At 58.1% G+C, this 25,938-nt stretch carries 14 protein-coding genes; 5 read left to right on the top strand and 9 right to left on the bottom strand.

Annotated features, from left to right (window positions below; all coding sequences use genetic code 11):
- Positions 1–21 precede the first annotated feature (21 nt).
- The 3 genes from CA51_RS19730 to CA51_RS19720 all read right to left on the bottom strand — a co-directional run bounded on the left by CA51_RS19730 (position 22) and on the right by CA51_RS19720 (position 7,974).
- Positions 22–2,340, bottom strand: a complete 2,319-nt coding sequence (locus CA51_RS19730) for a BatA domain-containing protein (protein ID WP_145122910.1) — start codon at positions 2,338–2,340, stop codon at positions 22–24.
- A 111-nt stretch (positions 2,341–2,451) separates the two neighbouring features.
- On the bottom strand, positions 2,452–6,072 hold the full coding sequence (smc, locus tag CA51_RS19725) for a chromosome segregation protein SMC (protein ID WP_145122909.1): 3,621 nt from the start codon (positions 6,070–6,072) through the stop codon (positions 2,452–2,454).
- Between the two features lie 144 nt (positions 6,073–6,216).
- The gene (locus CA51_RS19720) at positions 6,217–7,974 is read right to left on the bottom strand and encodes a flagellar basal body P-ring protein FlgI (protein WP_197451328.1); all 1,758 of its coding nucleotides are present in this window, start codon (positions 7,972–7,974) and stop codon (positions 6,217–6,219) included.
- Between the two features lie 243 nt (positions 7,975–8,217).
- Here CA51_RS19720 and CA51_RS19715 point away from each other — a divergent pair, with 243 nt between their 5' ends.
- On the top strand, positions 8,218–8,748 hold the full coding sequence (locus CA51_RS19715) for a DMT family transporter (RefSeq protein ID WP_197451327.1): 531 nt from the start codon (positions 8,218–8,220) through the stop codon (positions 8,746–8,748).
- Positions 8,749–9,036: 288 nt separating this feature from the next.
- Positions 9,037–9,561, top strand: a complete 525-nt coding sequence (rimI, locus tag CA51_RS19710; RefSeq protein WP_145122907.1) for a ribosomal protein S18-alanine N-acetyltransferase — start codon at positions 9,037–9,039, stop codon at positions 9,559–9,561.
- A gap of 250 nt (positions 9,562–9,811) precedes the next feature.
- On the opposite strand, the gene CA51_RS19705 is transcribed toward rimI, so the two are convergent.
- Positions 9,812–10,804 carry a metallophosphoesterase family protein gene (locus tag CA51_RS19705; protein WP_145122906.1) on the bottom strand — a complete coding sequence of 331 codons (993 nt, stop codon included), beginning with the start codon at positions 10,802–10,804 and terminating at the stop codon, positions 9,812–9,814.
- A gap of 505 nt (positions 10,805–11,309) precedes the next feature.
- On the opposite strand from CA51_RS19705, the gene CA51_RS19700 reads away from it, so the two are divergent.
- From CA51_RS19700 to CA51_RS19690, 3 genes are read left to right on the top strand one after another with little or no spacing between them, the layout of a single operon-like run.
- On the top strand, positions 11,310–11,918 hold the full coding sequence (locus CA51_RS19700) for an RNA polymerase sigma factor (RefSeq protein ID WP_145122905.1): 609 nt from the start codon (positions 11,310–11,312) through the stop codon (positions 11,916–11,918).
- Positions 11,909–14,419 (top strand): serine/threonine-protein kinase, encoded by a 2,511-nt coding sequence (locus tag CA51_RS19695; RefSeq protein ID WP_145122904.1) that lies wholly within the window; start codon positions 11,909–11,911, stop codon positions 14,417–14,419. The genes CA51_RS19700 and CA51_RS19695 overlap by 10 nt, the downstream gene beginning before the upstream one ends.
- Before the next feature lie 3 nt (positions 14,420–14,422).
- Complete coding sequence (locus CA51_RS19690; protein ID WP_145122903.1) at positions 14,423–17,239, top strand: hypothetical protein; 2,817 nt, start codon at positions 14,423–14,425, stop codon at positions 17,237–17,239.
- A gap of 130 nt (positions 17,240–17,369) precedes the next feature.
- Here the strand turns inward: CA51_RS19690 and CA51_RS19685 are convergent, their stop codons facing one another.
- The 5 genes from CA51_RS19685 to CA51_RS19665 form a co-directional block, all read right to left on the bottom strand.
- A complete protein-coding gene (locus tag CA51_RS19685) occupies positions 17,370–18,740 on the bottom strand; it encodes a DUF1501 domain-containing protein (protein ID WP_145122902.1) in 1,371 nt (456 codons plus the stop codon).
- A complete protein-coding gene (locus tag CA51_RS19680) occupies positions 18,730–21,729 on the bottom strand; it encodes a DUF1553 domain-containing protein (RefSeq protein WP_231745796.1) in 3,000 nt (999 codons plus the stop codon). Before CA51_RS19680 ends, CA51_RS19685 begins: the two co-directional genes overlap by 11 nt.
- A 605-nt stretch (positions 21,730–22,334) precedes the next feature.
- Entirely contained in the window at positions 22,335–22,772 is a 438-nt protein-coding gene (gene fliW, locus CA51_RS19675; RefSeq protein ID WP_145122901.1) for a flagellar assembly protein FliW, read from the bottom strand.
- Positions 22,773–22,963: 191 nt separating this feature from the next.
- The gene (locus CA51_RS19670) at positions 22,964–24,916 is read right to left on the bottom strand and encodes a flagellin hook IN motif-containing protein (protein WP_145122900.1); all 1,953 of its coding nucleotides are present in this window, start codon (positions 24,914–24,916) and stop codon (positions 22,964–22,966) included.
- Between the two features lie 529 nt (positions 24,917–25,445).
- A complete protein-coding gene (locus CA51_RS19665) occupies positions 25,446–25,787 on the bottom strand; it encodes a translation initiation factor (protein ID WP_145122899.1) in 342 nt (113 codons plus the stop codon).
- Positions 25,788–25,938 lie beyond the last annotated feature (151 nt).

The raw sequence follows: 25,938 nt of genomic DNA, 5'->3' as shown, positions 1-25,938 counted from the left end.
GTAGAGGTCCGGTTTTTCTAGCTATTTGGCCGCGTAGAAGCGGTTGGCCAGAATCTGCTCCAAGACAAACACGCCGCAGACCAACAACATCATCTGGGCGTAGAAGGGTTGGGCGTTGGATCCCGTTGTCGCCGACCAATCGATCTGTTCCCGCTCGGTGACCAATTTGTAGCGGTCGGCGCCGAGGATCGCGGTCAGGTCGTCGGTCGAGATCCGCTGCAGGTCGGTTTCGGCGGGAGCCAGATTGACGCTGTAGCCGAGCGTCTCGCCGCTGCTGCGCAACCAATAGTTTCCGGCGACGGCGGCCGGACCGGGGGCAACTTGGCTGCCACTGGATTCGACGACGACGGGGGCTGCGGAACCAGCGAACAACTGATACCGATGCGGCGCTCCATCGGCTGTCTTCAGTCCGACGGGCTGGCCGACGCGAACGTTGAGCGTTCCCGGGTCGCGATCGGCCAAATAGTCAAACGCGCCACGAACCAACAGAAACGCCGGCCAATACTCTTCGCTGGTGCTGAACAGTTCGTTCCAACGCCGCCCCGGGCCGTCGATTCCGGGCAGCGGAGTCGTGAACATCAACAACCGCCCCGCCCCGATGGCTCGATCGATCATCGCGGGGTGCTGAGTATCGGTGTATCGAGCGATCACGACGTCACTCTCTTGGCGATCGATCTGCCAGTAGCGATAGATCGGGTACAGTTGCCAGGGAACGTTGCCCGCGACGGCGGCAAACGGTCGCAGCGCCGGATGGCCGCTCCGCTGCGTATCGATCCAGTGTCCCGGTTCGGGGACTCGCCACTGCCGGACCACGCGACCGATCAACGGATCGTCATCGGTTTGTTCTTCCTGCTCTTCCCAAGCGGGGCCCAAGCTGATCCACAGCTTGCCACCTTGCTGAGTCCACGCCGTCAGCAGGTCTTGTTGAGCTGTCGACAGCCGCGGAGGATCCAACAGGCCGATCACGCGGTAATCGGAAAGTGTCGTCTGCTGCAATTCGGACATCGGGATTCCATCGACGTCGTAGTCGACGCTGCCGCTGCCACTGACACCCGGCAGCGCCAACGCCTGTTCGATGACGCGTCGCTCATTGGAATTGTTGGAAACCAGCAGGGCACGCGGCGGTTGATTCACGGCGATCGTCAGATAACGCGTGTTGTCGATCGGCAATGCATCGGTTTCGCTGAGCGCGATCTCGGCATGATGGACTCCCGGTTCCAGCGGCGGCAGCGACAGCGTGATGTCGCTGCGAGCCGGATCGGCGATCGTGGCTCGCTGGCGATCGATCACTTGCGCCTCGGGGAAAACTGTTTTTCCATCGCGCATGACGGGGAGGGTCGGATCGCGATCGTACAACCGCAGTTCGACCGAGACCTGGCCCGACGGGAAATCACCGACGCTGGCGACCTGGGTTTGCACCGGCACCGGGATCCCGCGAGCTACCGATTCCGAAGCGACCTGCACGTCGCCGAGGGTACGATTTTGGACGACATCCGAACCGACATCGATCACTTGTAGGTCGACGCCTTCGGGCAGCGAGAGCGTCGCCGATCGGTTCCAGCTGGCGGCGGTTCGGTCGGTGATCACATAGACGACGCGCTGCTCGAAGGGGCTGTTGGCGACAAGCGCCGCGGCGGCTTCGATCTGTTGTTCCAAAGGCTGTACCACTTGCAGCGGTTCCAGCCGCCGGATCGACCGCCGCGCCGCCGCGAGATCGATCGCAGCAACCGTTGGTTTGACGCTGCGGTCGAGAACCGCCAGGGTGCTCGTGTCGGTGTAGTGATCGACGATCCAGCCGGCCCATTGGCGAGCGATTTCCAGCCGAGATCCGTCATCGGTTTGGTAGGTCATCCGCACCGAATTGTCGACCACGATCGCAACCGCCGAGGGGCGCTGGCTGTTGACGATGGGAGTCTTTTCAGTCGCCGCGACCGCAGTGCCCCAGACGGTCGCTCCGAGTAATAACAGGCCGCCGGCGACCGCTAGCGGGAGCACAAATCGCAACGATTTCTGCTGAGCAAATGCCCAAGCGGCCATCGCGGCGGTGGCCATTCCCAAAACGGCGATGATGCCGACCGAAAGCCATGTGCCGCCGCGAGCACTGGGGACGTGCGGTTGGGCGAGAGCCAACGCGAGCCCGGCTAGAGCTAGCACGCGAAGCAGCAGCAGCGACCAATGGCGGACCCGCATCCGGCGGCGATTGGTTTCGATCCGCTGGGTGAGAAAGCGGAGAGCGGGAAATTCCAGCCGCTGCGGTTCGCGTCGTCCCAGCAGGTGCAGGGCGATCGGAATCGCGGCTGCGGCGAGTCCGAACAACAGCGTGACGTTGAGGAATCCCATAAAGACGATGTTCGGCCGAACTGGTGAATCGGTGTTGCTGGCGTGTTGGTTGCGATGCCGTGCCAGCTTAGCGGATCGGGTGGTGAGGTTGGACCATGATTGCGAACTCGGTTAAGCAGCTTCGTCGTTTTTCGATCGCTTAACCGCCTCTTCGCTGATGTGCCCGTCCTCGCTGACATCTTCGAAGCGAACCGAGACGCGTGTCGAAACGCCCGATTCCTGCATCGTGACGCCGTACAGCGTGTGGGCGGCGGTCATCGTTTTTTTGGAGTGGGTGACGACGACAAACTTGCTGTGCTCGAGAAACTCCTGCAACACGCTGACAAACCGGCCGATGTTCGCTTCGTCAAACGGTGCGTCGACTTCGTCCAGTACGCAGAACGGGCTGGGGCGATATTTGAAGATCGACATCAGCAGCGCAACGGCTGTCAGCGCTTTTTCACCACCGGACAGCAGCGTGTTGCTGAACGTCGGCTTACCCGGCGGAGTTGCGATGATCTCGACACCGGCTTCCAACGGATCGGCACCTTCTTCGAGGATCAGGTCGGCGCTACCGCCACCAAACGAGCGACGGTAGAGCGTTTGGAAGTTGGTCCGAATCGCTTCCAACGTGTCGAGGAACAGCCGCCGCGAATCGGCGTTGATCTTGTTAACGATCCGTTCTAGCGACGCCTTGGCGGCGGTCAAGTCTTGATACTGACCGTGCAGCATGTCGTAACGCTCTTGCAACTCTTCCAGTTCTTCGAGCGCTTCCATGTTGACCGATCCCGATTTCTGCACCTGTTGCCGCAGATCGGTAATCTCTTTTTCCACCGCTTGGCGATCTTCGGGCGGTTCGAAGTCTTCGGGAATCGGCACTTCGGCAAGATTGATCTCGTAGTCGTCCAGCAACCGTTGGGCGAGGTTCGCCCGCTGGACATCGGCGGTGTCGCGTCGGCGTTGGATCGCGTGGACCTGTTCGGCAGCCTTGTTGACCCGCTTTTGAACCGCGTCGATCTCTTTTTGCTTCGCCGAAATGTCGACTCGCACTCGGCTGACCTCCGCCGCCAACGCCTTCAACGCGTCGCCGTCGGCCTGTTCGGAAAGGTACAGTTCGTTCAGTTCCGAGGAAGCGTCGAGCATTCGGCGATCGAGATCTTGCAAACGCTGCAGTTCGGTATTCAACCGCTGACGGACTTCGTCGACAGCTTCTCGCCGTTCGCCTTGATCGCGACGGACCTGTTCGATCGCGGTCTCCAAAGCCTCGCTGCGTTGTTCGCTGCGAGCCAGTTCGACGTTGGCTTTCATCAACGCATCGGAGGCCTGGCGTTCTTCGTCCTGAGCCAACTGTAGAGTCTGCTTGAACTCTTCCTGTTGGTTCTCGTATCGCTCTGCACGCTGGCGACACCCGGCCAGAGCCTGCCGCACCTCGACCAGTTCGACCTGGCTTTCGTTGTGAGTCCGGTGGATCGATTCGGCTTCTTCGGTCAACGATCGCAACGCATGGACTTGCGCGTCCAAGGCATCGGTCGCCGCGGTCAGCGTCGCGCCCGAAGCGGCTCGCTGGGTGACCGCGTCGCGGTGCTTGGTGATGATCTGGTGCAATTCGGCGTCGCGCTGTTCGACGTTGGCAGCCAACCGCGACGCTTCCTTGTCCGATTCTTCCAGCTGGTAGCGGTAGGTTTGTTGTTCTTTGCGAGCCGAGGCGAGTTCGCTGCGGCGGCTGACCAAACCGGCGGCCGCTCGAGCCGGGCCGATCACGACGCTGCCGTCGCGTTCCAGCAGTTCGCAGTTGCGGGTCACAAACCGCAAACCCGCTCCGCTCAACCGGCTCAGTCCCAACGCGATCTCTAGCGATTCGACCAACCAGGTCGTGCACAAAAGATGCCGGACCAACGGTTCGATCTTCTCGCCCGCTTTGACCATCCGATCGGCGCGGCCGATGATTCCCGCGAGGCCATCCAAGCGGATCCGTTCACCGGGACGGACGCTGGGCAGTTCATCCATTCGGATCAGACCAACGCGGCCGCTCAATTTGACAGCTCCCGCAGCGACAGCCCGCTGGATCTCATCGCCGCTGACGACTAGAAACTGCGACTTGCCACCGAGAGCGACATCGATCAGCGGAGCGACATGGACATCGGCTTCGAACAGATCGGCGACGATCCCGTGGCAACTGGCAAGCGGTCCGGAGTCGTCGCGGGCGGCGGCGTCCAAGACATCGCGGACACCGTTTTCGACACCTTCGTGGCGCTGCTGCAAATCCTCCAGAACGTTCAGCCGTTCGCTGACCCCGTGCAAACGGCTCTGCAACGCCGCGATCTCTTCGCGGCGGCGATTGAGGACGCGGCGGCGGTCGGCCAATTCGTTTTCCATCGTATCGATCTGGACCGCATACGCTTCGATCTGCGTATCGAGATCGGCCACGACTTTTTGGCATCGCTCCGCATCATCGGTCAACCGTTTAACGACGGCTTGTTGAGCGGAGATCCGTTGCTCGAGGACCTTTTCGCTGCGTTGAGCTTCGGAGATCTGTTGATTCAGCCGCTGCATCTGGCCATCGAGTTCGCTCGCTTCGCGGAGCGCGTTGAGATGCTGTTGCTCGGCTTCCAAGCTGCTGCGGCGGACGTGGTCGACATGCTGACCGACTCGTGTGTTCTCCGCCTCAGCCGCCTCCGCGATCGCCTTCGCCTTGGCTCCCATTTCAACCGCATCGGCGAGCCGCGATTCCAAACGCCGCAGTTCGGCCGTCGCCGTTCCCGCTTGGGCTTGCAGGACCTGCAGTCGCCGGCGCTGCGAAGCGGATGATTGTTCGATGTCTTGGCGAGCTGTGGTGTCGGCATCGCGGCGACCGACAAGCGATGCGATCCGCCGCGACGCTTCGGTGCGGCTGGATTCGACCGATTGAGCCTTCATCGCCACGGCTTGCAGGCTCATCTCCAACTGCTGACGCGATTCGCTCACGCCGGCCAGTTCGGCTTGCACCGCTTCACGCGTCGCCTCGGCTTCGGCCAGCTCCGAATCGGTCTGCTCCAGACAATTGGAGAACTCTTGCCAATCGGTCCACGCGACCTGCATCCGCAGTTCTTTTAGCCGGGTGCTTTGAATCCGATAGCGTTCCGCTTTGGTCGCTTGGCTCTTGATGCTTTTGAGTCGCGCGGCGACCTCGTCGACGATGTCGCCCAATCGAACCAAGTTCTGATCGACGCGAGCCAACCGCCGTGCGGCTTCGACTTTTTTCGCTTTGAAGCGGCTGATACCGGCCGCCTCTTCAAAGATCGCGCGACGATCCTTAGCGCTGGCGTTGAGCATCCGATCGACTTTGCCCTGTTCGATCAGACTGTAGGCATCGATTCCGATCCCGGTACCGCGGACCAGATTTTTGACATCCTTTAAGCGGCACGGTTCGCCGTTGATCAGATACTCTCCCTCGCCGCTGCGGAAGACGCGGCGGGTGACGTGAACTTCGGGAGCGTCGACTGGCAGCGTGCCGGCGGCGTTGTCGAAGACGATTGTCGCTTCGGCCGACGCGGCAGCTTTGCGACTTTGCGATCCTTTGAAGATCACATCGGACATGTCCTTGCCGCGTAGGCTTTTGGCCGATTGCGACCCGAGCACCCATTTGATGCCGTCGACGATGTTCGACTTGCCAGAACCGTTCGGACCCACGACGACAGTAATGCCGTCGGGGAAGTCGAATCGGGTTCGGTCGGCAAAGCTTTTGAAGCCTGCCAGTTCAAGGGCTTTGAGCATGCGGGGGGTATCGTTGGCGCGTCGGGCGGAAAGGGGTAAGGCACCTCTCAGTTCATAGTTATTATGTTAGCGCGGGGTGGAGTCTGTCGGCCTCAAATGGCCATTTTTCGGGCGATTTGTAGCGTTTTTCAGCTCCGCGACGCACTAAAACTTCCACCACGATTCCTTTTTGCCACTTCCGACAGGGGGATCGATGTCGCTGGGGCCCAGTTCTTCGAAGTTGCCGTCTTCGCTCTCCGACTCCGTCTCGCGGTGGTAGGTGCGGAGGGTTTTGGGGAGCGGATCGATGGCGAAACGAGCCTCTAGGTCTCCCTGTTCTTTGGCGAGTCGCAGCACTTCGACGACGTCGCTGTAGTTGCCGCCGACGTCGGCGATTCCCTTGATCAAACCGCCGACGGTCGCCTGCGAAACACTGCGGGTATCGGGTTTGCCAGGTTGGAATCGGCTGATCCGCAGCTTGCCCTGATCGTCGCCGCGAACCATGATTCCCGAACCAGCCATCAGATATTTTGGCGGTCGGATCGGCACCGGGCCGCCAAAGACGACGATTTCGGCAAAGCGGAGTGTGCTGACGACGACAAGTGGTTCGGCTTTCGAAGCGACGTGGAAAAAGGAGTAGCCTTCGGCCATCTCGGTTCCCGGCACCAGCAGTTCGCGATCGGGACGTTCACGCAAGTTGCGAAACGCGCCGTAACGCGTCTCGACACTCGATTCGTCCATCAGTTCGCGGAGTCCTTCGGCGGCCAATCGATGTTCCAGGATGCTCAACGCCAACAGGGCGCGGTACCGGAACGCCGGCTCGGTTTTAACCAGTTCGACCAACGGGTCGATCGCATCGACTTGGTCTAAGTAGGCGAGTGCTTCGGCGGCATAAAACCGGATTTCGGGATCGGCAACGGTGGCGGCGACCTTCAGTGGTACCGCTCCATCATCGCCGATCGCTTCGAGTTGCAACGCGGCGGCGGCCGCTGTCGATGGTTCGGTCAAACGCGCCGTCAGATCTTTGATCCGCTCATGCCGGGCATCCATCGTGTCTTTGATAGCGATCGATTGGACGACCGACATCAAACGCGGGATGTTGCGGCGGTAGGTTGGGTGAATTGAGAGTTCGATGAAATCGTCTTCTTTGGCGTTGGCGATGCCGCGGCGGCTGGTGCCATCGAAAAAGAAGAACCGGCGATTGATATCGTTAGCGATCTGTGCGGAGATGAAGGCGTGCTGGAACGCGGGGCGGATGATCAATCCGATGCTGCGCGATTTGGTGCTGCGGCCGCCCGATGGGATCACGCCTTCGCGAATCAACGCCGTTTCGTCACCCGCTTCGTAGGCGCTGCGGATCAGAATTGGGCCGGTCCCCATCGCCAACATGTCGCTGCTGCGCAATTGATTGTTCAACAGGCGAACCTCTTGCAAACGAGCGGGCATCAACCAACCGCCACGAATACTTGTGGCGGTCGATCGGGTGCTGATCCGAACGTACAGATCGATCGGGTCGTCTTTCTGGACGCCCGCGGGCAAAAAGGCTTCGACCGAAACCATCGCCGATTGGTTGGAATCGAGGAACTGGTTGGGATCGTTGACGTTGCGGGTCTTCAATTCCGACAGGATCGCATCGCGTTGCGGCGAAGGCTCGGGGATTCCGCCGGTGCCGGCTAAACCATTAACGATCGCAATCGCTTCCAATTTCACCGGATGCATGCCCATCGACACCGTTGCGTCGCGAACCAATTTGGGGCGGTCTTCGCTTTGGAAAAGCTCTTCAACTGCCGCCACTTCGTTTTCGCTTTGGTCGTCCTTGCTTCCCAACCAGGGGCTCAGACAGCCACAACATGCGACGATCAGCAATCCCCAAAACGCGGATTGCCCAAGTCGTGCGATACGGGCGATGCAGGTATTAATCATGGCGGGCATCCTTACCCAGGAATTCAAACGCTGCCGAGATGGCGAGACAAAATGCTAGTTACCAGCGGCACATTACCCCCGTCGCGTCGACAAGGTCAAGCCAGATTGGTTTTGCTGTCAGATCGGGGTTTGCTGGCACGTTGACCCGCCGCGGCGGCTGGTCGATGATAAGGCGGCCACGCGAGGGCGGCGGAGTGTGCTGACGGCGGGGCTGGCTAAGCCTACTAAAACTCGGAGTCTTCGTTGTCGCGTTGGATGTATTTGTTGATCGTATGTACGGCGCTGATCGGCGGTGCGGGCTTGGCGGCACAGCCGGGCGTCAATTCAACGCTGTCGCGGAAGATGGGGCATCCGTTGCATGCGGCCATCGTCTCTTTCGGAACCGGCCTGTTGGTGCTGGTGGTAATTGCGATCTTCAGCGGTCGCTTTCCGCCTCGCTTCACCGATTCGGTCGCATCGCTCCCGTGGTGGGCTTGGTTGGGAGGATCGATCGGTGCGTTCCTAGTAACGATGTCGATGATCTTTGCACCGCGGATCGGGGCGTTGCAATGGATCGCGTTGATCGTGACCGGCCAAGCGATTGCATCGTTGCTGTTGGATCACTACGGCTTGGCTGGCTTTCACCAGCGGTCGGCGAGTGGCATCCGCGTGCTCGGTGCAATCCTCTTAGTCGCCGGACTTATTCTGTCGAGTCTCGAGCGCGGCGGGGGAAGCGTTCCGGAGGAGATCGCCGAAACAGCACCTGTGGATCCGCCAGTCGAAGCGGAGCGATAGGGTCGGTGGTCGCGGTGACGCAACCGCGGGCGAAACGTTTGTGCCGATCGGCGAGTGATGCCGAAAGCGGCTTTCAACGCAACAGCAATATCGCTGTAGATGCGAGTAAAAACGAACAAATTGTATTGAAAACTAGGGGTAAAAACTGACCTGATTTCTCTTGGCGTTCTGGGCTCCTTCTGATAATCTCCCCCCGTCAACGAATGGGACTTGAGACGTCGAAGGATTCGCGTCTTACGTTGATGTATACTAAGGCGTCACAGCCTCCGCCCGAGGAAGGAGTCGGTAATGGAACATTCTCAAAGTTCAGCCACCACGGTACATATTCGTTGGATGATTCGTCGCGATATGCCGTCGGTGCTCGACATCGAAGCGGCAAGCTTCGAATTCCCATGGTCGGAAGATGAGTTTATCCGCTGCCTGCGTCAGCGGAACTGCATCGGCATGGTTGCGGAAGAAGACGACCAGGTCGTCGGCTTCATGATTTACGAACTGCACAAGAACCGTTTGCACATCCTCAACTTTGCCGTCAATCCGGAGGTCCGTCATCGTGGCGTTGGCCAAGCGATGATCGGTAAGTTGGTTGGCAAGCTGTCGCACGATCGTCGCAATCGGATCATGTTGGAAGTTCGCGAAACCAATCTCGATGCTCAACTGTTCTTTCGCAACAGTGGCTTCAAAGCGGTTTCAGTGCTTCGCGATTTCTACGACGATACCTGCGAAGACGCATACGTCATGCAGTACCGGTACCAACCTAGCCAACAAGAGATGTCGGTTCCCAAGGGAAATCGCATCGGTCGGATGGCAGGCTAGTTCCACGCTCGTGTGGGTAAACACCAAGAGGTGAATAGGCGGCTGATATCTCAGCGCCTTCGGGGGGCGATCTCGTTCCGCAGCCAGCATACCAAAGCGGTATAGGGCGGTTGGCGGAAGCCCCAGCAAAAGCTTGCGTAAACGTTGAAACACTCGATCTTCGGTTCGCTGCTTGCGACTGGCTGAGTGCGTCGCCAGCGGTTTCATTCTGCCCGTTTGCCTGCACTCTCTAACTGCCGACCGACGCGGCTTACGCAGGCAATAGTTCGACGTCCATAAAAGCTCCACTTGCATTGTCATCGGTGACAAATTGCGGGATGCCGTTGATGACATCCACGGAGCTGCGATGGGTGTGACCCGCGAAGATCCCCAGTAGATTGGGTGTCGCGAAGACGTCTCGGTGGAAATCGAGTGTCGCTTGGGTGTGGCCCGTCGTTGGCCATTGAGGCCGCCGTTCGATTTTGTGATTTCGATCGGAGTTCGCTCCCCAGTCGGGATGTCCACAGCCAAATCCGACCGGGCGACCGGGGGCAAACATCGGAATGTGAACCGTTAGAACCAATGGTTTGCCTGTTTCGGCCTGCGCGCGGAAGAAATCCAACTGCTCCGGAAGAATCTCGTAAGTCGAATTGTCGATCGCCAGAAAACGGACGTCGCCGATATCGTAAGCCGACATCAACGGATTGTTTCCTTGATAGAGCGGTTTCAATCGCCTCTCAATCCATGTCGCACGCAGTTCATCGATTGATCCCGGCATGCCTTCGTAGTGCCAGTCGTGATTTCCGGCGACGTAACAGTAGCGGAGCTTTGACGCGGCGAGTTGATCTGCAACCCATTCGATGGCAGCTTCGGATGGGAAACTGAAGATGTCGCCTACCAATGCCAGTAGATCGACGTTCCGTTCCTGTGCCCGTTCGATAATCTGAGTGAAGCTGTTTTGTGGGTTGGTTGCTTCACCGGTTTTGAAATGCCGCGTTGTGTTGTAAGCCCCAGCCATCCGGCCGCTGAATTCGTGGAACGGTTTCCCACGCTCGTCGTCTAGAAACAGATGCGTGTCGGCAGCGACAAGGACGCGGAGCGGCTTGCGGATGTCGGCTGAGTAGAAACGAACCAAGTTGCCGTCGACCGAGAACGAGCCTCGAGTGCTTTTGCCCACGGGCTGTGCAGCGCGCGTTTCGCTTGCGTTGATTAGCGGTAGCCCCGCCGCCGCAGTACCGAGTCCGAAGAAGGTCCGACGCTTCATGATTTGATGTCCTCTTTAAAGATGCTCTACCAAACACCGAAGGCGACGCAAACAAACTTGGCAGCCACACGCAGACGTTGCTGGCAACAGCACCCCAAGCAACTCACCATGTTCGCGTCGTTACACGATTGCGCAACACAGAAATTGTATCTCCGCCGTAAACGCTTCCGTCTCTCTCGGTTGGCAAGCAGTTTACCCAAAAACGTCGATGCCCGCCAAACGAAGTCGATGTGAGATCGAAGCGGGACGCGATTTCAGACTTCGTTGTGGTTAACGCGGCGTTTCCGCGAGAGGTGGGCAGCGTGAATCCCATCTGCATGCGATGTGTTACGATTTCCTGTGACAGGCCCGTTTGAGACAGAGACTTGCCGCATCGCAACACCGCGTGTTGCGATAATTTACGCCGAACGTGCAAGATTCTTCGATCGGCAGTGTCTACCTGTTGAGAGGTCCACAACAGCTTTAAATAGTTGGCACAAAGTCCAAAGTTCGCGAGTCACTTTGCATGCATTCGAGTCCACCCGAAACGCGCGCAAGCTTGATCCTGCGTCTGCCCGACGCGGCGGACGTGGCGGCTTGGGATGAAGTGGTTGCTATCTACACTCCGCTGATCCGGCGATTAGCCTTCGCCCAGGGAATGCAACCGGCCGACGCGGATGACTTGGTGCAGGAGGTCTTCTCTGCGATCGCGCGGTCGGTCTCCCAGTGGCTCGATCGAAGCGATCGCGGCGGATTTCGTGCCTGGCTGCTGACGATCGCTCGCAATGCAGCCGTAAATTATTTAACGCGTCGGGGGACACGGACATTGGCGACCGGTGACGAAGACGCAGCCGCGATGTTGGCCGAGGTTCCGGCACCGGCATCGGAAGTCTCAAGCCAGTTTGATCAGGAGTATCGCCGAGAGGTCTTTCGTTGGGCCGCCGCACAAGTCAAGTGTCAGGTGGCGGAAACGACGTGGTCAGCGTTTTGGATGACTCAGGTTGAAGGCATGTCGGTCGCAGAGACGGCGAGGCGACTGGAAGTCAGCGTTGGCACCATCTATGTCGGCCGATCGCGAGTGATGAGTCGACTGAAAGAAGTCGTTAAGCAACACGAGGTGACGCAATGGTGCTGAGTGAAAACCAGTGCAGCGATGCTGGGTTGGAGTGCCTGATCAAAGGCCATGAATCCAGTCGAGAATATCTGGCGGCGCTACAACACGTCGAAACCTGTCCGGCCTGTCAGACGCGTCTGGAACAGACAGCAGCCGGAGCGGGATTGTGGCAGGAGGTTCGCGAGGTTCTCGCGGACAGCGATGATTGCGCCGACATGGTCCAAGTTGGAATGCCTTGGGATCGCAGCCCGATCGCCTGGAACGAATCGATGCTCAAGACGCTCCTTTCGCCTCCATCGCATCCCGAAATGCTGGGTCGTATTGGCCGCTACGACGTGGAACGCTTGATTGGCAGCGGCGGGATGGGCGTTGTCTTCAAAGCTTACGATACCGAATTGAATCGCCCCGTGGCGGTCAAGTTACTGGCTCCTTATCTGGCGGAAAATGGATCGGCGAGGAAACGCTTCGCTCGCGAATCGCGTGCGGCGGCAGCGGTCGTGGATGAACATGTCGTTGCAATTCATAATGTTGAATCGGGTGATACTCCCCAACAGCCGCCATTTCTCGTGATGAAGTACATCGCGGGCGGTTCGCTGCAACAACGACTCGATCGCGACGGCCCGCTGGACGTTTGCGAAGTTCTTCGCATCGGCATGCAGACCGCCAAGGGGCTCGCCGCCGCGCATGCTCAAGGTTTGATTCATCGCGATGTAAAACCATCGAACATCCTGCTCGACGAAGGGGTTGATCGAGCGCTGTTGACCGATTTTGGTTTGGCCCGCGCCGAGGACGATGCCTGTTTGACACGCAGCGGTTTTCATCCTGGCACGCCGCACTATATGTCTCCCGAACAAGTGCGAGGCGAAGCGATCGATGGTCGCAGCGACTTGTTCAGTCTCGGCTGTGTGCTCTACGCACTCTGCACCGGGCATCCGCCGTTTCGCGCAGAAACCAGCTACGCGGTCCTCCGCCGGATTACCGACGATACAGCTCGCCCCATTCGCGAACTCAATTCCAACATTCCCGAGTGGTTGGATCAGTTTGTGTTAAAGCTGCTTTCGAAGTCGCGCGAAGATCGATTCGATTCCGCCGCGGAAGTCGCAGGATTGCTCGAAGACTGTCTTGCACATGTCCAGCATCCTACAACAACGCCGCTTCCAGAAATTGTAGCGCAGTTTTCACGACGGCGCCCGTCAACGCATAACTGCGGCAAGGGCAGAACTCCGCTGAGCAAACTGGCCTTCATCGGATTCGCCGCATTTTCGCTGGTCGTTGCCGGCGTGCTCATCGTGCTGGAAATGAACAAGGGGACGCTGACGATCGAATCGAATGCGGACGACGTGCCCATTCGGGTCATGCGAGGCGACAAGATCGTCGATTCGTTGACGGTTTCCCGGTCGGGTACTTCGACTCGCATCGCGGCGGGCGAGTACGTGGTTCAATTGGATGGCGACTTCCCGATGATTCAGATTGATAGGGAATCGGTATCTCTGAAACGTGGCGTGGCGGAAACTGTCATGATCCACCGAACCGAGAGATCCGAAAACCTACGTGGCGTCATTTTTGATGACTACGATTCGGTAAGCAGTGCTTCAGCCCAACGTGATCGCGCGACGGATGGCGTATCACAGCAGTTCTTCCCGTCTGCGGCGAACGATGTGTCTCGAGCTGACGAAGCGAGAGAGAGTGAAGCCGGGGCCGGCGGTTCAATCGCGCCGGAACGTCCAAAGTTCGCTACGCCCGAAATCCTGATGCAACACTTTGCGGACTGTCAGTTGCGCGGCGATTCGATGGGCTGCATCGACTGCTATTCCGACGAAGTGATCAATGGATTAGCCGCCTCCTATCTGATGACAGCCATGATGTTGCAAGGTGATATTTTTCCGGGCGAACCGGAGGGAAAGCTACTCATGCGAGACCCTAAGCAGCAACAATCGATGGATGAATTACTGACGATGTTGCAAGCCGCAACGATTGACAATCCGCCTGCGATCGCATCGGCAGCGTTGTCACAAGCTGCTGCGTCATACTACAGCGACAATGATCCCGTGAAGCGTGATGCGTTGACCAACGACCAAGTGACACTGATCGCGACGTCTCCCACGATGCTAAAGAACCCACGTCAATTTGTGAAAGACTTTGCACGGTGGTCGGAGACAAACGAAGACGAGCAAAGCAAGACGCCGCCGAAAAAACGACGGTATCGCATCGAATACGAAGGCGATTCCGTATGGTCGGTGAACATCGAAGACAATACCCGCATGGGACTCAAGCGATTCGGCGATACATGGTTGCTGCACGAACCATGGGGCAACGCCGCAGAAGCTGGCGAGTCGCCGGATGAATCTGGAAATGTCGCTGGCGATGACTTTTCGATTCAACCTTCGCCGATCATCGATGCCAAAGTCGACTGGGAATTTCCAGTTGAACTTGCGCCCAGTGCGATTCTCATGCAAGTGAACGATCTCTCCGATCGCATCGAGTCGATGGAACCGACCTTCAGCCATCAAACGGACGAGTAGAACATGCGAAACATCACATTAACCTCTCTGCTGATATTGATCGGTGCAACAGTTTGCTTTGCCCAATCGGATTCGCCTCAGGACTCGAAGCAGCCTGGATCCATCGGTGCTTTGCAAACGCAAGTTGCTGCCTCCAACGCGCTGGCAAATCAAATTGCCGGACAGTTGGTGGTGGCACGACAGGCCGATGATACACAGCTTGCGGAATTCGAAGCACTCACGCAGCAATTGATCGACGCGGTTCAGGAATCGTTTGATCTGCAACAGAAACTGCACAAAGCGCAACTGGCCGAAGCTGAGGCGAAGATTGCTGCAAGCCGCGCTCAGATCAAAATGCGGCAATCGAATTCAGAAGATATCATCGCGCACCGCGTCAAGATGTTACTGGACGTTCCCGAGCAATTTCGAACTCCCCAGACTGTTCTGGAGGCAATGGAGCGTTGTTTGAAAGAGAAGGATTACGAAGCCTACGTCGGGCTGTTCTCTGACGAGGGGGCGGAATTGCTGGCCGGAATGCTGCTGCAGTCGGTGACAATAATGGGCAACATGCTGGGATTAATGGAAGCCACGGGGCAGTCGCCCGAGGAGACGCAACAGATCAAATCGATCGTTGAAAGTTGCAACGGCTTCATGCGTTCCAATCCATCATCCGAATCGGTTGCCGCAATGGGAAAGCTGGCCAGTATGTTGCATCCGGTCCTTTTTCAATTGGGGGCGATCGGGCCGGATGGAACGCCCGTGAAACCACCTCAATTCGCACCCGGTGAGTATGCTCAGGTGTTGCGCCAATCGAGTGGGATGCTGGCCGATCCCAGAGTGTTCTGTGCCGCAATACTCGATGCCGTGAGTGCAATGGATGCCAACGAAAATGACAACCAGCAAACGGTTGCCTCCGAATGGAAGCTTGTGATCGACGGAGTTCGTGCGACAGCAACTCAGAAATCTTCGCCCATCGTTCAAACGGTTTGCAAAACGGAATCAGTTGAATTGCACTTAGAGGATGGGCGGTGGAAGATCTCGCAAATTGGATCCGACGCGGAGCTGATGGAGTTCGCTGGTGCAACAACGCTCCAACCTTCGCAACCATCCCCCATCGCACCCAGCAACAGTCCAAGCGTCCTGCCTTCAAGCCCGCAGGCAAACGGCAACGGATTGCCATCGATGCCGTATGCTTCGGTCCCGCCTGCGGAAAGTAATCAGCAGGCGCTGCGGATGCTTCAAGGACGGTGGCACGTCGATGTTCATAACATTGCCGGGGAAGACCAGGCGGATACCGAACCTCAACTTGAGCTGGTGATCGATGGACAAATATTGCGTTGCGTCTCGAGATCGGAGGAGGTAGGCAGTCCGATTCAAATTCGCATAAAAAACGATGCAAGTCCCGTTTGGCAGGTGGAACTTGTTGTCGACCCCAACGGGGATGCAGAGACGCAACACGGTCTCCTACAGGTCGACGAATCCAGCCTGAGAATCTGCATGGCGAACTCCGGCTCTGCCATCGCCGACAAAGACTTTCGGCCTCAAACGTTTGTCCCCGGCAAACGTGTCACGCTGTTGGAATGCAGTCGCGTGCAGCCCGACAAAACTTCGACGCTGTCGGACAAATGGGAAACGAAACGGCATCTGGCTGAACAGAAAACGCAGATTGTTGCCGAGGAGAAACTCCCAGACTGGAACGATTTCCTGGAACAGTTGCCCGAGGTCGGCACGGCGCTGGTGATGTTCAGCAACGATTCCGACATCAGCGTTCAAATGTTGCCCGTCGCGAAATCGGTGACCGAAGCCGCATCGGTGGTGTTTGTCGAACTACCGCAGCGGAAGTGGCGGAAGGTTACTGCGCCCGCCGCGACACATTTTGTGTTGATGAAGGACCGCCAGTTGATTGGTGCGCGAACGGGCTTGCTCACACAGAAGCGGCTTGCGGACTTCGTCGAGCTAGCGAAAACTTGGCTCACGCCGAACAGTACAGGAGTTGATCCGGCTTCGTTGGTGCGGATCGACTGCTACATCAATCCAGGCAAAGACAACATCGGCAGCCAACATGGTGGAATCTATCCGCTGACGACTGCGGTTGTTGCCGTCCACGAAGATCAGGCGTTACTGCTTGGACCGGATAGCATTGCTGGGTACATCGAAAAAGGATATGCATGTGTGGCAAGGGTGCGAGATGAATCGGGGAAGTCGAAGCAGGTGCCGCTGGATGTCCTGCAGATCGGTCCTGTGAAATTGATCGGGCAGGTGGACAATAAGGCGAAGCCGGCGGTCAGCGCGACGCTCACATTGGGTGACGGTCAAACGCGAGAGATCACGTTGGAATCGACGGATTACCCGAAGTCGGTGACCGAGCCGTTGGATGCCTATGAGACCGGCTCTGCGATCTATCACATTCGCGGTGCTCGCGGCTTGGTCGCTGTTCAATTGGCTCCCGTCGACTATCGGCCACAGATCTTCCAGCCAGTCTTGTCGGGCTGTTTCACGGTCGATCGCTCGCGCCATCCGATCGCGAACTTTGCGTCGCCGATCGATTGGCAATCGCAAACGGTACGGAGTGTTGGTAGCTCAATCTATGGCAGCAACATGAACGGACCGGAGTTGTTCGATGTCCTCTGCCCGACGCGTCCTGCACCCTGTGGTTTCACCTTTCGTGAGAATGGACGGCTCATCGGTCGTTACGCCTTGGGCGCTCCCACGGACAAAGATATGACCCACTCCGTATTTCAGCCTTCCACCACACACAGCGTTCTGCAAGCAGCCCTTGCGAAGCTCGACGATCCCGGGCTGAATTCGGCGTTGCAAAGGACCCTCGATCGGTCGCCGTGAGACGCGGAGGGATTATGATACCGTTGTCGATCGATAAAAGTGGGCCCGCCCCTTGTGGCCATGCTTCGACGGACCGGGCGCTCGACTGGGGCAAACTCCGGAAGTTTGGCGTTTAGAACGCCATCGCGTTTCAAGCAAACAGATCGTGGATGACTTGGCCACCTTCGGGGCCGGTCAGTCGGTGGGCGCGGCCGGCGTGTTGGTAGGTCATTTGATTGGCATCGAGCCCCAATGCGTGCAGGACCGTTGCGTGTAGGTCGCGGAAGTGAACCTTGCCTTCTACGGCTCGGGAACCGGTGTCGTCGGTTCGGCCGTGAACGTATCCAGCCTTGACGCCACCGCCGGCCAACCAAAATGTGAACCCACGATGATTGTGACCGGTTTCGTCTTTACCGTTGTCGGGAACCAGACCCGGCCGGCCAAATTCGCCTCCCCAAACCAACAGCGTGTCTTCCAACATTCCTCGCGCGGCGAGATCTTCCAACAACGCAGCGATCGGCGCGTCGATGGTTTCACAATTGGCTTTCAGGTCGCGACGATGATTCTTATGTTGATCCCAGCCGCCATGATTCACCTCGATGAATCGCACTCCCGCTTCGGCAAAGCGTCGGGCCAGCAGACACTGCCGCCCGAAGTCGGTGGGACGACAGGTGCCGACGGACAACTTTTTGCCAACGCGGTAACGCTGTAGCGTCGCTTCGGTTTCGTTGGAAAGGTCCAACAGATCGGGAGCGCTACTTTGCATCCGGAAAGCGAGTTCCATCGATTCGATCACGCCGTTCAGATTGGACTGATCGACGCGCCCGGTGGCATGCTGACGGTTCATCGCTTGGACAAAATCGATCTGCTGCCGCCGGGCCGAGTGGGGCAGGTGCTGGCTGGCGATATCGCGGATCGTCGCTTGGGACATGTCCTCGCCATTGGTGCCGATCGGCGTCCCTTCGAACTCTGTCGGCAGGAAGCTGCTGGAATAGACCGAGGGCTTCGATGCGTTGAGGCTGATAAAGCCTGGCAGGTTTTCGTTTTCGGTCCCCAACCCGTAAGAGATCCAAGATCCCATGCTGGGACGTTTGCGGAGTCGTTCGCCGGTGTGCAGTTGGAGAAACGATTGGGCGTGGTTTCCCGTATCGGCATGCATCCCGTTGATGATACACATCCGATCGATATGCCGGGCCGTTTCGGGCAACAGCTCCGAGACCCAGATTCCATTTTCGCCATGCTGGCTAAAATCGAAGACCGACCCGGCGTGTTTCTTCTTTCCCGTTTGCGGTTTGTAGTCGAACGTGTCCATCTGCGCCGGCCCGCCGCTCATGCACAAAAAGATCACGCGACGCGCCCGCGGGACGCTAGTGGTGATGCCAGCTGTGGCGGATGCTGCCGGAGCTGCAGCGACGGCTTGCTGGCACAGCGATTGCAACGCCAGAAACCCAAAGCCGAAGGATGTGGTTTGCAGCATCTGCCGCCGCGTAGCGATGGCAACGGAGTTGTTGTTAGTCGACATAGCGAAACTCGTTGGAGGTGAACAAGGCTTGGCAGAGGCTGGCCCACGCCTTCTGCTGTCGGTGCGGCAAATCGATTTCCGATGGGAACGAGGTCTCGGTTTGCAGCACCAACGCCACCGCTTGTTTCAATTCAAGTGGGGAAGGTGGGCGTTGGAGGGTGGTCTGGAATAGCAGCCGAACTTTGGAGTCGTCGTCTCCTCCACTGGCCATCAATCGTTCGGCAAGTCGTTCGGACTGAGCCACGACAAACGGGCTGTTCATGAAGAACAACGACTGTGTCGGTAACGTCGTCACGTTCCGCTGGCCCATCACGCCAATCCCGTCGGGCAGATCGAAGGCGGACAGTTCTGCGGGGGGCGCGTGTCGCAACATGCACAGATAGACGCTGCGATGATTGCTGGGGCGATGGAGGTTCGATGATGCGCCCAGCGGCCAATTGATCAACGCAACCGTCTCCTCGATCGCGGAACCTTGTCCTTGAGCAAAATCGAGTTCTCCGCTAGCCAATAACATGCTGTCTCGGATCGATTCGGCATCGAGCCGCCGCGACAGGTGTCGCCCGTACAGAAGGTTCTCGGGATCCGCGGCGGCCAGCGATGGTTCGCAGGCGCTGTGCAATTGGTAGGTCCGGCTGAGAACGATTGCTCGGATCAGTTGCTTGATCGACCAACCGGAATCGACGAATCGGTTCGCCAGGTGGTCGAGTAATTCGGGGTGCGATGGTCGGCCGCCATAAACACCGAAATCGTCGGGCGTCGACACAATCCCGCGCCCCATCAAATGCAGCCAGATCCGATTCACCATCACGCGAGCGGTTTGGGGATGGGAGGGATCGGTCAGCCATCGCGCCAGCTCCAATCGTCCGCTGCGCTCCGGAGCGATCTGCAATTCCTCTGCGATGTTGGCACTGAGTCCAATGGTCGGATCATCCGCGTCGACGAATTGGCGATAAGCGGTCAGAGTGCCTCGAGGGACCTGCGGGCCATATTTGCCCGTCTGCCCATCGATATGGACTTTGCTGTCGACGATTTTTTCCGGTTTGCGTTCGCGCACGCCCATCGCCCAACCCAAGGTTCGTGGCGGTTCGGGCTGGTCCGCCGCGAGGTATAAATCGTTCGCTTCTTTAGTTGAGAGAGCTCTTTGAAACAGAGCGAGATGCGCCATGTTGCCGTTCAGTGGAGCAAACTTTTCGCTGCGAGCGGCGAAGCAGAAATCGAGCGAATCACCAAACGTGGCTGGAATCGTTGCTTCGATTTCCAATCGTCCGTTGAGGAAGACTTGGACCTCCGCGTCTCGGCGGACCATCGCAATATGGTTCCACGTCTGCGGCTGAATCACCGTCGATCCGGCAACACTTTTCTTCCCAGCGTTCCCATTGAAAACGAACAACTTGCCCATCCGCGACTTCTTGTGGGTACCGCCAATTCCTAGATGATCGCCAGGGTTGTTTTTGTCGTTCAGCATGCCACGGGAAAACAGATACGCCGTGATCGGGCGACTTCCGTTGGGTGATTCGTTTTTGAACCAAAACGCGACGCTGTAGGAGACGTCCGCGGTGGGCAGTTTCCCAATCAAGCGACTCCCCTTGAGTGCGGCAAAGTTCTTCGGTGAAAAACCTCCGACATCTTCGGCTTTCAATTTCTCCGGAACCGATTCCAAAGAGCTGTAGATCAACGGATCGAGGCTCTCGATCGCTTGCGGATAGCTGGCGGGGAAAATCGGCGAAGTGCTGCGGGCATCCCGATCCTCGCTCTCCGTCATCCATTGGTCACGGAGCGGATGGAGCGGTGTTGGCGGAGCGGTCAGCGGTTCATTCCCCGCTAAGCCGTAGAGCGTTTCGGTGCTGGAGAAGATTCCCGCCAAGGCGTAGTAATCGCGGGTGGGGATCGGATCGTGTTTGTGATCGTGGCAACGCGCACATGCGACACTCAATCCAATCGTCGCCGTGCAGACCGCGTTGATCTGATCGTCGACGATGTCCATCGCGAAATTTTTGTTCATCGCGACGGCTGGCTTCGAACCGATAGCGAGGAATCCGGTCGCGATGAGATTCCGATTCCGCTGGTCAGCCGTCTCGGCGGGCAACAGGTCACCGGCGATCTGTTCGGTTAAGAAGCGGTCGTAGGGCGTGTCGCGGTTCATCGCGTCGATGACATAGTCGCGGTAACGCCACGCATTGGGCATGCTCGCGTTGCGTCCCAGTCCATCGTTGCCGTTGGATTCTCCATAACGCGCGACGTCCAACCAATGGCGTCCCCAGCGAATCCCGAACTGTGGCGAGGAGAGCAGGCGATCGACCAAGCGACGAATTGCACCGCTGCGATCATGCTCGCAATCGGCGATAAAGGCAGCAGCTTGATCGTTGGTTGGTGGTAGTCCAATCAAGTCGACATACAGACGCCGAACGAGAGTTTCGGGTGGAGCATCTGTCGTCGGATGCAGCCCTTCGGATTCCAGCCGCGCACCGACAAAATGGTCCAATGGATCGAGAGCCCACGAGGCGTCGGCAATCTGCGGCGGCAGAGGTGAACGGCGTGGTTGAAACGACCACAGCGATTCGCGATCGAGTTCATCATCGGTGGGATGTGTCGTCGCTTCGATCCGCGGATCGGCTGCGCCACGGGAAACCCAACGGACAAAATCGCCGACGACCGTCTCGGGCAACGGAGCATCGGGAGGCATCGCCGATGCGCCCTCGTCGTATCGCAAGGCTTGAATGATCAGGCTGTTCTCGGGATCGCTGGGCAGCAAGGCTGGTCCCGACTCTCCCCCTTTCATCATCGCTGCCTGGCTATCGAGCAGCAGCTTACCGCCAATTTCGTCGGCTTCGACGCTGTGGCAACCGTAACAATGCTCGACCAAAACCGGCCGGATCTTGGTCTCGAAAAACCTTCGCTCTTGCGCCGAGATCTCCGGCTGGGCAACCGCGAACTGCAGATCGATGACTGCGAATAGGCTGAGGCAGAGCAAGGGAAGGATTCGAAACAATTTGACAGCCTCGATCGGAGCGGTGGGGGGCGTCGTGCGGGTGGGGCTTCAATTATCACAGAATGCCGGTCATATTGCAACATTCTTATCCCTTGCTTGGGGCTGCTGCCATTTTCTGCGATGTCGATGCGGGCGGTGGGAAGCTGTCCTGCTGGCACGAATTTTGGGCTAGCCTGGCGGGAGAATCGACTCGCGATGCACATTCCGCAGGTGCTTGCTGCACCCGACGGCCGTTGATGCGGTCCTCGGTGAGAGCTCAACCAAGTGAAGTATTAGAAGAGAGCTGCTTTGCGGATTGGCAATGCAGCTCGCGCCACCGAAGAGGCTGGCGGAGGGTTCTCGGGATTCTGGTTCGATCGAGTGTCGACAGCCGATAGAAGCATCCATTCCGCAGCAGCCCATTCCGTCGCTGGCTGTTGTTTGCCTGGTGGGGAATGCTTTCCTCGTGGCACGGTAGAGGGACCGGATCGGTCCGATGCCAGGAGTGCGAGACTTGCTGGAGAGCCCGCGGAGCGTTGGAACGCAAGGCGACAGCAGATCGATGCCTTGCTGTCGCCGTCAGAGTGCGACCTCGGCGGATCGCATCCGTATCCTTAATAGACGCGTTACGCCGCGGCGCGGTGTTCAAACGCGATGTGCAGTGCAAATCGGAGCGGTTGATCGTCGGTCGCGACGACTTGGCAACCGAGTTGGCGATCGAGGTTGATCACGATCGGAGCTTGCAAGTTGGTGGTCAGGCGACCGACGTGACCGGCGACAGTTGTCACGATGTAGGTTCGATCTTGGGGGCGAATCTGCAGCGTTCCCAGATCGCGCGACGAGACGCAGGCTCGATAGTTTTCGACAAACGCTCGTGGGCTGATCACCGCCACGGCTTGAGTCGCTCGCGATACCGATTGCAGCCAAGCGACGGCGGGGCTGGTCGGATCGGGAACCAAGCACCATACCTTTAGCGATTCGAGACCGATCAATCCTTGAGGGAAGTTGAACAGTTCGTTTTCTGCCAGGTCGAGCGTTCCGAAGCGGCTGGTGTTGATACGCATGACTGCGATTCCCAAAACGTGAGGTTTGTGGTGTGCGGGAAGCGACTCGCAAAATTGCCTGAACCGTAAACGCTGCGCGGCTAACACTTCCGTGCTCCGAAGAGCAAGTTCGCAGTCTCGTTTTCGGCTGAATCCCAAGGGTCGCCGTTTCTAGTTTTCGGCAATTTCCGCCGCCAACATTGGAAATTCTGTTAAAGGAAGTTCAATACGGTTAACTGCGATATCTGCGCGATCACTTGCAAACTGGCTTGCATCGCCTGTTGCCGCGCCGTCATTTCGCTGATCACCGAGGCAAAGTCGGCGTCGATCTGATTCGATAGCTGGGCAGACAGTTCGATCGACAGTTCTTCGGTCTGCTGGCGGACGTTGTTCAAGTTCTGCACCCGCGAACCCACATCGGCTCGCATCTGAACCGATTGCTGAAGATGTTGATCCATCTGCGGCGCAAGGCGTGTGATTTCCGGAATGTCACCAGCTCGAATCGCCACCTGCAACCGCAGCAACGTGTCCAACGTACTGCCGGTCTCGACCGGCTTGTAGTCGTCGCCACGGATCACGGCGTTACCCGCTTCGTCGACCGCTTCGGTTTGCGAATCTCCCGCGGCGATCAATCCCAACGCCTCTCCGACGCTGCTGCCCGAGGGCTGACCAATCGTCAACGTCGAAGTGCCTGCGATACTCTGCAACTGAATCCCATTGCCGTCGGTTCGCAAACTGGCGGTCACCGCGTTGGGGCCAATGTTGTCGACATGGTTGTTGATTCGATCGACCACATCGCCGATCGTCTCCGCTCCATCGACGTCGATCTCCAGCATGCTGCCGTCGGTTCGCTGGATCGTGAGGTCGGTGCCGCCGGTGGTTTGATAACCCAGACCGCGATTGAGTTCGCTGAGTTTCGTCGCGGCGCTAGAGGTTCGCAGCCCCAACAGTTCCGCTGCATTACCGCCGTTTTCACCGATCGAATAATCGACCCCGTCGGCAAGGCCCGCGATTTCAATCTGCCCCGACTTCGAATCGATCGACGCCTTCACGTCGGCTCCCGAAAGATTGATCGCCACAACCACGTCTTCCACCGTCTCCGCTTGGCTGAGGTCGACGGTGAACTCGCGATTCCCTTGGCTGATCTTAAATCCGGCGGAAACGTCGATCCCCGCTCCACCATTTGTATCCGCCAGATTTACCGACTTGGTTATCGCGGGATTCAGGTTGTGAGAAACCAGCGGTAGGCCGCTGAAGCCAAGTGGATTCCGGATTCCCAGTCGGTCTGCCGTCTTGCCTTCGCCGACGTCATCGATCGAAAGCGTGCCGCCAAGCCCATCGGCATAGTCGATCGAGATTCCCGTCGACGTCACCGTTACGTCCAGCTGACGTCCCTCCAAGGCGACGTTGTTGAGCGCGTCTTGTAGATCGCCAATCGTCTTCGCCGCGCGGAGATCGATATCGGTCCAGCCATCGCCGCCGCTGGCTCGGATCACACTCGGCGTAACACCTCCACCGCCATACAGCGTACTCAGTGGCGTGTCGCGCGTGATCGCTGCATTAAGATCGTTGCTCGATGCGATCGTCGCCCCGACTCCCAGCGACTCTTGCGCGTTGATACCGGTATCGAGCAGCCAATCCTTGCTGATTTGCGTCGATTGCAAAGCGGTAGTTCCCGACCAGACGACAAAGTCTTCCTCGCGAGCCAGCGGGGGCGATTGGTCGATCGCTCCACCCAAGACGTAGTGACCGCGGTAGTTCTGATTTGCCGCGGTGATCAAGCGATCGATGGTTAGCGCCAGACTCTCCGCATACGCATCCCGCTCCTCTTCCCCAAGCGGTTCCTGAGCACCGGCGATGATCGTCCCTTGAGCTTCGATCAGGGCGTTGTCGATCGTCGCTGAAACCGTATCGGTGACGTTCAGATATCCCTCGGCCGATTGCGCGTTGCGCAGCATCGTTGCCGAATATTCCTGCGATGCTTGTAAAGAGATCGCCGTGATCGCCGCGGCGGGATCGTCGCTGAGCGTATTGACGCGCTGCCCGGTGCTCAGCTGCGTGTACAGGTCTTCCAGCGCCAAGCTGTCGGTATTCAGCTGACGAATCAAGCGTTGCTGCGTCAGCCCATCGGCTGTTCGTGGCGTGGAAACCGGCAGCAAACTCATTTCAAGTCCCGAAGATTAATGGATTGCAGCCGCGTCCAGCACCTCCGCCGCACGGCTTAACAGTCATTAATCGGACTTGCAAAACCAAAGAATTCAGCGAAACCGGCAATGTCGGCATTTGTTCGCCAATCGATTTGGCCGATTCCCAAGCGATCGAGCCGGTTCAGTTGCAGCCGTTCCGCTCCGCGACGTCCGATCGGAATTGATAGCAATGCAGCAGACGCTACTGCTCTCAAGCAAATCCGGCCGTCGCAAACTCAGGTTCGGACAACGGGGGAGTGTTTACCTCCCGTCACTGCGCATAACCGCACGATGTGGCGACACGGAATGCGACTGTCAAAGTCTCCATTGCCACGTCATCAGCCGCGTGGATCGGTTGGCTGTTTCGGAATCGCTGTCGCGGGGCAATGTTTCCTGTTGGTCTACTGCGCTGGCGAGGAGGGTTGGAACGCTGCCCGTACCGAAGTTGATGAGTGTCGCTTAGCACAAGGTTTCCGTCGCTCGATCGCCTTGCGGATTCTTCGCTGGTTTAGCCTTTGGTGCGGAAGCCAATTTCGCTCAGCACACTGCGGGCGGTCTCCAGGTGATCGCCTTGGATTTCCAGCTGGTCCTCTTTGATCGTGCCGCCAGCGCCGCACCGCGACTTCAGTTTTGTTAGCAGCGCGGGAAGATCGTTTCCTTCGGCGGGCAGACCTTTGATCAACGTGACCACTTTGCCGCGTTTTCGCTTTTCGGTCATCAGCCGCGCTGTCTGTTTTTGCGGATCGAGTTTGGGCGGCGGCAACGGTGGGCACTTGCAATCTTGTTCGAGTGCGCCGCAGCGATCGCATGTCGGCGGGATGTCGAATTGTGTGCCTGCGAAGAGTCTCATCGGCGATCTGACTTTCGGTTCCGAGGTTGGTTTAGAGCTTGCAAACGCGTCCCCGACGTCGGGAAAACAAACTCGAAGTTTTTCGAGCGATAGCAATTTCAAGGCGTCCTGCAAATTGCAATATCATCGAATCAACGAAGTCGTTATTTTT

The sequence above is a fragment of the Rosistilla oblonga genome, from assembly GCF_007751715.1.
GTDB classification, from domain to species: domain Bacteria; phylum Planctomycetota; class Planctomycetia; order Pirellulales; family Pirellulaceae; genus Rosistilla; species Rosistilla oblonga.
The sequence above is the reverse complement of the archived record's forward strand: the minus strand, read 5'-3'. Positions and strand labels throughout refer to the sequence as shown.